The organism is Acetobacter cerevisiae (assembly GCF_001580535.1).
GTDB lineage: Bacteria > Pseudomonadota > Alphaproteobacteria > Acetobacterales > Acetobacteraceae > Acetobacter > Acetobacter cerevisiae.
Genome location: NZ_LHZA01000097.1, coordinates 1 through 11,373 on the forward strand (window position 1 = coordinate 1; position 11,373 = coordinate 11,373).

General features: G+C 48.9%; 8 protein-coding genes. 6 read left to right on the top strand and 2 right to left on the bottom strand.

Translation table 11 applies throughout. The annotated features are described in order from the left end of the window. Window positions 1-486, bottom strand: a 486-nt coding sequence (locus tag AD928_RS01920) for a TetR/AcrR family transcriptional regulator (protein WP_062247805.1), incomplete at its 3' end; no start/stop codon positions are given. 199 nt (window positions 487-685) lie between these two features. Then, the gene (locus AD928_RS01925) at window positions 686-1,111 is read right to left on the bottom strand and encodes an EF-hand domain-containing protein (protein WP_062247792.1); all 426 of its coding nucleotides are present in this window, start codon (window positions 1,109-1,111) and stop codon (window positions 686-688) included. A gap of 384 nt (window positions 1,112-1,495) precedes the next feature. Here AD928_RS01925 and AD928_RS01930 point away from each other — a divergent pair, with 384 nt between their 5' ends. The 6 genes from AD928_RS01930 to AD928_RS01955 all read left to right on the top strand — a co-directional run. Further along, a complete protein-coding gene (locus AD928_RS01930; RefSeq protein ID WP_233419895.1) occupies window positions 1,496-3,160 on the top strand; it encodes an NAD(P)-binding protein in 1,665 nt (554 codons plus the stop codon). Between the two features lies 1 nt (window position 3,161). Next, window positions 3,162-6,749 carry a pyruvate:ferredoxin (flavodoxin) oxidoreductase gene (gene nifJ / locus AD928_RS01935; RefSeq protein ID WP_062247796.1) on the top strand — a complete coding sequence of 1,196 codons (3,588 nt, stop codon included), beginning with the start codon at window positions 3,162-3,164 and terminating at the stop codon, window positions 6,747-6,749. A gap of 17 nt (window positions 6,750-6,766) precedes the next feature. Beyond that, window positions 6,767-7,777, top strand: a complete 1,011-nt coding sequence (locus tag AD928_RS01940) for a dihydroorotate dehydrogenase-like protein (protein ID WP_062247799.1) — start codon at window positions 6,767-6,769, stop codon at window positions 7,775-7,777. Then, window positions 7,777-8,793, top strand: coding sequence for a bifunctional enoyl-CoA hydratase/phosphate acetyltransferase (locus AD928_RS01945; RefSeq protein ID WP_156470057.1), 1,017 nt, complete (start codon window positions 7,777-7,779; stop codon window positions 8,791-8,793). The genes AD928_RS01940 and AD928_RS01945 overlap by 1 nt, the downstream gene beginning before the upstream one ends. A gap of 29 nt (window positions 8,794-8,822) precedes the next feature. After that, on the top strand, window positions 8,823-10,025 hold the full coding sequence (locus AD928_RS01950) for an acetate/propionate family kinase (protein WP_062247801.1): 1,203 nt from the start codon (window positions 8,823-8,825) through the stop codon (window positions 10,023-10,025). A 99-nt stretch (window positions 10,026-10,124) separates the two neighbouring features. Then, a partial coding sequence (locus tag AD928_RS01955) for an AsmA family protein (RefSeq protein WP_062247803.1) occupies window positions 10,125-11,373 on the top strand: 1,249 nt, incomplete at its 3' end.

Genomic DNA, 11,373 nt, shown 5'->3' on the forward strand with positions numbered 1-11,373 from the left:
GAAAATCAACAGCTTCAGGTCATCCAGCATTTCCCGTGTTTCACTCATATTAAAGAGCTTGGCTCTGATATGATGCTGATTGAGCTCTAAAAAATGCGGTGCACCATGAATACTTAGAAGCTCCCGAAAAGCCGCATACTGACTTTTCTGAAGCATAGTATCCAGATTATTTTCCTCGCTACGTGCTAGGCGCGCGGCATCTCTTACGCGCTGTGCAACTTTTACGAGGATAATATCAAAGATGGTTTCTTTGGTTTTATAATAATTATAGAAACTTCCCGGTGAGACATTGCTAAGGGCAACAATGTCTCTTACCGTTGCTGCATCCAAGCCGATACTAGAAAAGACTTTCCATGCAGCGCTTTCAAAGGCGTCTTGCTTGAATGCGCGCATCATTTCGCGTTTTTGAGAAGCGCGATAGGACTTTTTGGGTCTGGTTGTTGTTGGTTTAGCCTTGGTAACGGGCTTTTGCGGGTGGTCCGTCAATTTTTTACAAACTCCAGTGTCCTTCTCGCCCTTTGTTTACAGTAAAATTCTCCTATCTGAAAGCGGCAATAAAATAAGATTTAAAAAAGAGATATTTTTTCAATACATCATAGAATAAAATGGAATATTTAAGTAAACAAAAATAAAAAACTAAAATAAATTATGCCTGAAAATTAAAAGAATACGTAAAATTCATGCATTATTGCGGTTCTTTCCAATCATTAACATTTAAATAACCTTTTTGACCATGATCCATTTTACGAAATTCATCATTGAGAACAGCGTCTTGGGCTGATGTTGGAAGCATGGCAAAGCCTCGTGATGAAAAATCATTTCTGGAAGCCAGAATTTTTCTTACTTCTGTATCAAACTCATCTAAAGAGAGGCGGCCATCATGGTTGGTATCGGCATCGTTAAAATCTTTTTGCCGATCTTGTTCAGAATAAGCGCTGGAGATGGTTTCTGCACAAAGTTTTCCGGGGTAGAAATTAAAAATAATGACAGATATTGCAATAATTTTTTGAGGAAGATTATGCCAGCGGAATATATTAAAAAATCTATGAAAATCAGGATGTTTTATCGCTATAAAGGAAAAGTTTCTTTTCACAAAAACATTTGCCTGCATGTTGTACCTAAGCTCCTTATTTTAGCAGAATGAAAGGGACTTTTGCGACAAATCTTAAAAAATGAATAATATGTCAAGTTAGTATTTTTTCGAATACAGCACTATTTTGGTTCTTATTTTCTTTATGAATAGAAATATCGGCAAAAATTGTTTTTAATGAAACTTATTTGCAAAGAAATAATACCAATAAGACGGTAATTTCATCAATTTAAAGTTGACGTGTTATTCGATTTTTGTCTTCCTGCACAAAGCGCATTGCGGTGCATGCACATGTTTCAGAAATCTGTTCCGTAAATGCGCGTTGCTTGCGCACGGTCACCCTAATGGCCACGAGGTCGGGAGAGAACTTACATGACTATAAAGCTGCACGACATGACACAGGTCATGCAGGAGACAACACGGAAAGGTGTTGGGAGTTCTCGATGGCAAAGGCCGGTTTACAAACACTTTCTGCCACCTTGTAATCATGCCTGCCCTGCGGGGGAAGATATTCAGGGGTGGCTGGCACATGCGCAGGCCGGAGATTACGAAAAAGCATGGTACGCACTTACCGAAAATAACCCGATGCCCGCCGTGCATGGCAGGGCCTGCTATCACCCATGCGAAAGTGCATGTAACCGAGGCAGCTTGGATGATGCTGTTTCCATTCATGCTGTAGAGCGTTTTTTGGGTGACTTGGCAGTGCAGAATGGCTGGCATTTTCAGTCTGCGGCACCTACGAGTAAAAAAGTGCTGGTTATAGGTAGTGGACCAGCAGGGCTTTCCTGCGCCTATCACCTTGCCAGGTTAGGGCATCAGGTTGAAATATATGAGGCAGCAGCAGAGCCGGGGGGAATGATGATGCATGGCATCCCCGCCTACAGGCTACCGCGCCAGCCTCTTAAAGATGAAATTGCCAGAATAACATCCATGCCGGGCGTTACATTGCGCTGTGGTATACGGGTTGATGATGTTGCGCAGGCGCGTCAGCAAGGTAAGTTTGATGCCGTATTTGTGGCTGTTGGTGCCCAGCTGGCTAACCATCTTAATATCCCGGCAACGGACGGCAAGAAGCTGGTGGATGCTGTCGGTTTGCTGGATGAAGTGAGTAAAGGTGAAAAGCCCCAGTTAGGCCGCACTGTTGCCATTGTTGGTGGTGGCAACGTAGCAATGGATGCCGCCCGCACAGCAGAACGCTTGGGCGCCCAAGATACGGTTTTGATTTTCCGTTATGACCCCCAGCACATGGAAGCCCTGCCGAGTGAGGCTGAAGCTGCTTTTGCTGAAGGGGTTAAAATTGAATGGCTGAGCGTTGCTGACCATTTTGGTGCAGATGGCGTAACGGTTGAAAAAGTGACCATGAATCCAGATGGCAGCGTAACCTCCACAGGGCAGACCGCACATTTGCCTGCAGATGCAATGGTTATGGCTGTTGGGCAACATAGTGATCTGGCATTGCTCAAAACAGCGCCTGCTATCAGCATAAATAAAGATGATACCGTTGCGGTAGATGCCTCAACCCTCATGACCGGGCAGGAAGGTATTTTTGCAGGAGGAGACTGCATAGGTGGTGCACGCACCATGACAACCGCAACAGGCCACGGCAAACTTGCTGCGCGTGCTATCAATGCTTATTTGGCCGGGCAGCGTTATGTGCATCCCGCAGCGCATCCTCTTGTTTCATTTGATATGCTGCATCTGCCAGATTACGCGCAGGCAGACCGAAGCAAGCAGCCAGAGCGCCCCTTAACAGAGCGTGCCGGGTTTGATGAAATATTCGCCGGTTTGGATGAAAAAACAGCACGTTATGAAGCAGGCAGATGCCTTTCCTGCGGTAACTGTTTTGAATGTGACAATTGCTATGCATCCTGCCCAGAGCAAGCCATTACACGGCTAGGACCGGGGAAGGGATATGCCGTTGCCATGGATATGTGCACAGGCTGTGCTGTTTGTGCAGAACAGTGCCCCTGCCATGCCATTGAGATGGACCCGGAACCTGTAGAGGCTACGCCACCCAAGGGAAGTTTGGGTGAGCCCGTTATGCCAACACGCTTCAAGGTGCGTGCATAAAATGGAGAATGTCATGACCGAACAACTCCAGACAATGGATGGCAATACATCTGTTGCGCATATTGCTTACCGTGTGAACGAAGTCTGTGCGATTTACCCTATCACGCCCTCATCCCCCATGGCGGAACTGGCAGATACGTGGTCTGATCAAGGTGTGCAGAATATCTGGGGTGAAGTGCCCGTTGTGCAGGAAATGCAGGCAGAAGGCGGGGCAGCCGGGTGTGTGCATGGGGCTTTGCAAACCGGGGCGCTTACCACAACGTTTACGGCCTCTCAGGGCCTTATGCTCATGCTGCCAAATATGTTCAAAATTGCAGGTGAGCTGACATCAACAGTTTTCTATGTAGCTGCGCGCGCGCTGGCGGCTGGTGCTTCCTCCATTTTTGGTGATCACCAGGATATTATGGCCACTCGCACAACAGGCTTTGCCGTGTTGGGGGCGGGGTCTGTGCAGGAATCCCATGATCTGGCGCTGGTTGCTCAGGTAGCTACTTTGGCTGCGCGTATTCCCTTTATCCATTTTGCAGATGGTTTTCGCACATCACACGAATACAACAGCCTTGCTGTGGTGTCGGATGATGTTATCCGCCAAATGATAGATGATCGGCTGGTGCATGCACATCGGCAACGTGCGCTTAATCCGGAACACCCATTCATTCGTGGTACCTGGCAAAACCCGGATACCTATTTCCAGACCAGAGAAGCCGTTAATCCATTTTATGAGCGCGTACCTGCCATTGTGCAGGATGCCATGGACAAGTTTGCGTCTCTTACGGGACGTCAATATAGCCTGTTCCATTATACTGGTGCGCCAGATGCTGAACGCGTGGTTATTTCCATGGGCTCCGGCTCCGAAGTGGTGCGGGAAACTGCAAAATGGCTGAACGCACAGGGTGAAAAAGTAGGCGCATTGCAAGTGCGTTTGTTCCGCCCGTTTTCTGCAGAACATTTTCTAAAAGCCTTACCTCCAAGTGTAAAATCTATTGCAGTGCTAGATCGCACCAAAGAACCCGGTGCCCCTATGGAACCACTGCATGCAGATATTGTAAGCGTGTTGGCAGAAGGGGTAGGGAATGGTCAGTTCTCACATATGCCGCGCGTTATTGGTGGGCGGTATGGGCTTTCTTCGCGTGATTTCAACCCGGCCATGGCACGGGCCGTTTTTGATGAACTCAAAAAACCAACACCCAAGAACCACTTTACAGTGGGTATTATTGATGACGTTTCCCATACAAATCTGGAGTATGATGAAACCTTCGATATAGAACCAGAAGGCACTGTGCGCTGTCTGTTTTATGGTTTGGGTGCTGATGGCACGGTGGGAGCCAATAAAAACAGTGTTAAAATCCTGAGTGAAAAACCGGGATGGTATGCACAGGCTTATTTTGATTATGACTCCCACAAATCTGGAGGGGAAACGGCATCTCACCTTCGGTTTGGGAAATCTCCTATTCAGGCACCTTACCTTATCCGACATGCAGATTTTGTTGCCTGTCATAAGTTCGATTTTCTGTTCCGGCGCGATATTCTGGGTGCCGCCAATAACGGGGCCACGTTTCTGCTGAACAGCCCCTATGCAGCAGACAAGGTTTGGGAACAGCTACCGCGCAAGGTGCAGGATCAGATTGTCGGTAAAAAGCTGCGGTTTTTTGTTATTGATGCGTCAGACGTTGCGCTAAAGCTTGGCTTGGCGCCACGTGTTAATACCATTTTGCAAACATGCTTCTTCCATCTCTCCAATGTTTTGCCACCGGATGAAGCTATTTCTGAAATTAAAAAGTCCATTCAGAAAACCTATGGTGCAAAAGGTGATAGTGTTGTGCAGCTCAATTTCCGTGCAGTGGATGCCGCTGTAGCGGCCCTGCATGAAGTTGCTGTGCCAGCCAAGGCTGATGGCACTTTGCCCATGCCACCAGTTGTGCCTGCATCTGCTCCAGTGTTTGTGCAGCAGGTTACGGCAGAAATTATGGCGGGCAGGGGAGAGAGTATTCCTGTAAGCCGTATTCCGGCAGACGGCACTTTCCCCGGAGGTACAACCCAGTACGAAAAACGAAATATTGCCGTAGAAGTGCCAATCTGGAACCCGGATACGTGCATTCAGTGCGGGCAGTGTAGTATTGTATGCCCACACAGCGTGATCCGAGCCAAGACATACGAAGACAAAGATCTGGCAGGCGCTCCAGGAAGCTTTAAATCAGCGCCAGTCAATGCACGAGGGTATCCAGATTCCCGCTTTACGCTTCAGTTTTATGTAGAAGACTGCACAGGTTGTGGCGTGTGTGTTGAAAACTGCCCAGCAATCAGCCCGGATGGTGAAACGCGCGCCATTAACATGGGCGAAAAATTGCCTATCCTGGAACAGGAACGCGGGAATATCGCGTTTTTTGAACATTTGCCAGAAGTGGATCGGGCTGCGATTAACGAAGCCAACGTGCGTGGTGTGCAGTTTCTGGAACCGCTGTTTGAATTTAGCGGTGCCTGTGCTGGATGTGGTGAGACACCATACCTGAAGCTGATCTCCCAACTTTTTGGAGATAGGTTGCAAATCGCCAACGCCACAGGCTGTTCGGCCATTTATGCGGGCAATACACCGGCACATGCATGGAAAGCCAATGCGCAGGGGCGTGGGGTTGCATGGTCGAACTCATTGTTTGAAGACAATGCGGAATTCGGCCTTGGTTTCCGTTTGGCCGCAGATAAACAGGAATCTCTGGCACGGCAATTACTGCAAAAACAGGCTGATATTGTGGGGCAAGATCTGGCAACGGCTATCCTGAACGCGCCACAGATTACAGAAAGCGAATTTGCGCTCCAACGTGCGCGTGTAAGTGCGCTGCGAAGCAACCTGGAGGCTGTTCATACACCTGATGCTGCCATGTTGCTTTCTGTGGCGGATTTTCTAATCCGGCGTTCCATCTGGATTGTTGGGGGCGATGGCTGGGCATACGATATTGATTACGGCGGCCTAGACCATGTGTTGGCGCAAGGGCGTAATGTAAACGTGATTGTGCTGGATACAGAGGTGTATTCCAACACCGGTGGGCAATCCTCCAAAGCCACTCCATTGGGGGCAGCAGCCAAATTTGCGGCAGGTGGCAAACGTGTGCCGCGTAAGGATCTGGCCTTGCAGACCATTGCTTACGGCAATGTGTATGTGGCCCAGATTGCGCTGGGGGCTAACCCGGAGCAGGCTATTATCGCAATGCGAGAAGCTGAGGCATATGAGGGGCCATCTCTTATTCTGGCGTATTCGCAGTGTATTGCGCATGGCATAGATATGCGTACGGGTATGAAGCAGCAGGCACGTGCTGTGGCATCGGGGTATTGGCCATTGTTCCGGTTTGATCCCACCATGCGCAAAAGCGGCCTTAACCCGTTCCGGCTTGATTCCACCCGCCCGCGTATTCCGTTGGAAGATTATGCGTATCGTGAACTGCGTTATAAAACCCTTACCCGTACGCATCCAGAAAGTGCTGCGCATTTGTTGCATCAGGCGCAGGCAGCCGCCAACGAGCGCTACCGGATTTACGAAGATATGGCCGCCCGTGATGGCAGCCGCTTCCTTCCCCATTGGGAAGATGTGAACTGAGGCGATACGGGAGCATTATGGCAATGGATATTCGTACAAACTATCTTGGGCTGGAATTGCCTCACCCTGTTGTGGCTTCGGCATCGCCTCTTACGGCAGATTTGGAAGGGATTTTGCGTCTGGCAGATGCCGGGGCTTCCGCCATTGTTATGGCCTCGGTGTTTGAAGAGGATATTCAGGCGCAGGAACTGGCAGAAGCTGCATTGTGGGAAACGGGAGAAAATTCCCAGCCAGAAGCAGCAGGGTATTTCCCCGCGATGCATCATGCCTCTCCGTTGGATGGAAGGCTGGCTGTGCTGCGAAGTGCAGCAGAAAGAGCTGGTGTGCCTATTATCGCCAGCCTGAATGGCTGCACACCAGCAGGATGGTTGCGCTTTGCCAAGGATATGGAGCAGGCGGGTGCGGCTGCCATAGAATTGAACTTCTGGCATGTGCCAACCAACCCCGATGAAACGGGCACGCAGGTGGAAGAGCGCTGTATACAGGTGCTGCGTGATGTAAAGGCACAGGTTAAAGTGCCGGTAAGCGTTAAGCTTTCTCCCTTTTTCAGCTCCCCGGGGAATATGGTGAAACGCCTATCAGAAAATGGAGCAGGCGGTATTGTTCTGTTCAATAGTTTTTACGAGCCCGGATTACGGTCATTAACAGAGAGTGCAGAAGTGGATTTTGTTCCAAGTTCTGCATATGAATTACGGTTACCGCTTATGTGGACAGCGCTGCTTTCAGAGCGTTGTCAGGCTGATCTGGCAATTTCCGGCGGGGTCCATTCCGGTATGGATGTTGCCAAATGTCTGTTGGCTGGTGCTGATGTCGCGATGGTAACATCGGTTCTGCTGCAGAAGGGGCCGAACTATATCTCCATTCTTCTGCAAGAACTGCGGGAATGGATGTCTGAGCAGAATTTGGGTTCTGTAAAGGCATTCAAGGGCCGAATGGCAGCCAGAGGCACAGCAACCCAGGCAGAAGAGTTTTTGCGCACACAATACAGGCACATTTTATCTGCCCATATCACTGATATTAAACAGTAATTGCAAAGATGAATAACATCCCTTCAAGCAAAACACAGATTTCGCAATATACGCATGATACTGCAGAAATGCCTGTAAGTTCAGCACCAACCAGTCATCAGGCGTTTGAGCAATTGGTCTCACGCGCTGTTCAATTGCCGGGGCAGGTGCCTGTTGGTATTGTCTGGCCGTGTGAACAGCATGCCCTTGAAGGCGCAATGGATGCCGCTCAGCAGAATATTATAGAGCCTGTTCTGATAGGGGATAAGGGCACAATCACATCTATGGCGAAGGCAAGTGGTATTACATTAGATAAGGCTGTTTTTATTGATGCCGCAACACCGGCAGAGGCTGCCCAGAAAGCAACGGCCTTGGTAAGGCAGGGGCGCGTAAAAGCGTTGATGAAAGGTAGCCTGCATACAGATATTTTTATGCACGCCATTGTTGAGGCGGATAGTGGATTACGTACCAACAGGCGTATTAGCCATGTCTTTTTGTTGGCTGTGCCCGAGTATGAGGATTTATTGTTTGTAACAGATGCCGCTATCAATATTTTCCCAGATCTGGATGTAAAACGGGATATTGTTCAAAATGCGATAGATCTGCACAACGGGCTGGGTTTGGGTGCCCCGCGTGTTGCTATTCTTTCTGCAGTAGAAACAGTTAATTCCAAAATACCCGGCACAGTTGATGCCGCATGTTTATGCAAGATGGCAGAGCGTGGGCAAATACAAGGGGGCGTTCTGGATGGCCCCTTGGCTATGGATAATGCTGTAAATATTGAAGCTGCAAAAATAAAGAACATTGTCTCACCCGTAGCAGGGCACGCGCAAATTCTGGTGGCTCCAGATCTGGAATCCGGCAATATGCTGGCCAAGAATATGATTTTTATGTCTGGTGCAGATTCCGCAGGCATTGTTCTGGGCGCAGCGGTTCCCGTGTTACTTACTAGCCGTGCAAACAGTGTGCAGGCGCGTTTGGCGTCTATAGCCATTGGGGCGCTTTATGCTCATCATCTTGCCGGTGGGCAGGGCTGAAAATAGCCTTATAACAAGGAAGAGTATCCGTGCAGGATGTAGTTGTTGTTTTTAATAGCGGATCTTCAAGCCTGAAGCTGACGATTTACGCTTTCTCGGGCAAAGTAGATCCGCAGGTTCTGCTGCATGGAGAAATTGAGGAGTTCCCAGACCATTCTCAGTTTACGGCCAAAGATGTGGCGGGAAAGCTTTTTGCGCAGGAAAAATGGCCGGAAACAGGTCTGCATATTTTCAGCCACCTTTTTCATTGGTTTGAACAATATTCCGGCCAAGGGCGTGTACTGGCAGTAGGGCACCGGATTGTGCATGGCGGTGCAGAGTTTCTGCAGCCGGTTAAAATCACGCTGGATACGCTCAAGCAACTGGATAAACTCACACCGTTTGATCCGTTGCATCAGGCAGCTACGTTGGCTCCTGCAAAAGCTATTTTTGAAAAGCGGCCTGATATTTTGCAGGTGGCGTGTTTTGATACCACCTTTCATCAAACTATCCCGGAAATGGCGCGCTTGTTGCCACTTCCTCGCCGTTATGCAGAGCATGGCATACGCCGCTACGGGTTTCATGGTATTTCATACAGTTATATTGCAGGCCGCTTGGCAGAGGTTGATCCTGCATTAGCGCAAGGGCGTACTATTGTTGCGCATTTGGGAAGCGGTGCCAGCCTGTGTGCATTGCGCCATGGTAAGAGCATGGAAACAACTATGGGGTTTTCCGCCCTTGATGGGTTAATGATGGGCACGCGCTGCGGTGCGATAGATCCGGGTGCTCTGCTTTACATGGTGCAGTCTGAAAAAGCAGATTGGAAAACGCTGGTCACCACGCTCTATCATCAATCGGGGCTATTGGGTGTTTCGGGTGTATCGTCCGATATGCGTATTTTGCGTGCAACATTGGCGCAAAGTCAGGATGCCTTGCAGCGTAAGCATATTACAGAAGCACTCGGGCTGTTTGTTTACAGGATTGTGCAGGAAATTGGTGCATTAACCGCTGTTATGGGTGGGTTGGACGGCATTGTGTTTACAGCCGGTATTGGTGAGCATGATCAGAATCTCCGAGCAGATGTCTGTCAGGCATTGGCATGGATGGGCGTGCAGATTGATGAAACCGCTAATGCGGCCCATGCGCCGGTTATCAGCAAAGCCAGTAGTAAAATAAAAATCCGTATCATACCTACAAATGAAGAACTGCAAATATATCGCAGTGTTCTTCCTTTTCTTGATTCGGGAAAATAAAATTAACTATATTCCTGAGTCGAGAAAATAATTTTCGTAGAAGTTTGGATAATATTTCTGCATTCTATTTCCTGATAAAGGATTGGGAAAGGTATTTGTATGCCCCGTTGGGTATGGTTGGCCGGAAGTGTTCTGGCTGTTTCCGCTGTGGCCGCTGGCGTGCTGGTTGCTGGCCTACCACACTATAATCTGGCGCATATTGCATCAGATAAACTCAGTGCGTCACTTGGTCGCAAAACCCAGATTGAGGCATTGCATGTGCGTTTTGGCCGATGGGTTATGGTAGATCTGGACAATCTGCATCTGGCCAACATTCCCCAAGGCAGCCGCGCAGATATGATAATCCTGAAGCATCTGCACGCTCAAATTCTGCTTAGCTCTTTACTGAGTGGAGATATGCAGGCGCGAGATGTGAAAATTGATGGGTTTTCAGGTCTGTTCGAGCGTACGCCTGAACGTGAACCTAACTGGAGGTTCGGTAAAAAGGCCTCTTCAACGCCATCCAAGCTCAAAGAACCAAGCGGGAAAGTGTGGTTTCCTGGGCTGCGTGACGCAACCATTACCGATAGTGAGGTTATTTATCGCTCTGCACATGGGCAGAGTTACGTAACGGGCCTTAAAGCGGTTACCTTGCATTCAACAAGCGACAGCACACCGTTGGTGATGGATGTAAACGGCGCCTATAATGATACGCCCGTAACGTTACAGGCCAATATGCAGCCAATAGATGTTTTACGCCAAGCGGGTAAACCTTATGGAACCGATATCCATGCGGTATCAGGTGATTTATCGCTCCACCTGAATGGCACCATGACAGATCTTTTTGATTTTGATGGCATTGATGCAAAGCTGGATTTGCAGACCGCAACATCTCGCCCGATCATGGCTTTTGCAGGTGAGGCTGATAGCAAGATTACACAACCTGTTACGCTATCGGGCCACTTCACGCATAAGGGGGATGTGTGGCATCTTGACCATACAACCGGTTCGCTCAAGGAAAGCCCGATCCGCAGTGCAGATGTAACCTTTACAGAAGGTGCCACAGGGCAGCCTGATAAGGTTGCAGGCTCCATGGCGTTTTCTCGCCTAAACCTGAATGCCCTTTTGGGCGGCTCTTCCGAAAAACCCAAAACATCTGCGAACGGTATTGACGTGCCGCTACAGGTGCCTTTGAAGCCTGATCCTCTGATCAATGTGACACGTGCTGCAGATACGGTGCTGTATAATGCGCTTGTTTTTAATCAGGCGCAGATCAGTTTAAGCCAAATGCCTGGCCGAATTGATGTAAGTTCCATGAAGATGAATTGGCTTGGGGCTAGTATTCAGAGCCCTTTTGGAAATTCACGGA

What these genes read in the sequence shown, in the direction of transcription:
- AD928_RS01930 (WP_233419895.1), top strand. Translation starts at nt 1,496, where the DNA reads ATGCAGGAGACAACACGGAAAGGTGTTGGGAGTTCTCGATGGCAAAGG.
- AD928_RS01925 (WP_062247792.1), bottom strand. Translation starts at nt 1,111, where the DNA reads ATGCAGGCAAATGTTTTTGTGAAAAGAAACTTTTCCTTTATAGCGATA.
- nifJ (WP_062247796.1), top strand. Translation starts at nt 3,162, where the DNA reads ATGGAGAATGTCATGACCGAACAACTCCAGACAATGGATGGCAATACA.
- AD928_RS01940 (WP_062247799.1), top strand. Translation starts at nt 6,767, where the DNA reads ATGGCAATGGATATTCGTACAAACTATCTTGGGCTGGAATTGCCTCAC.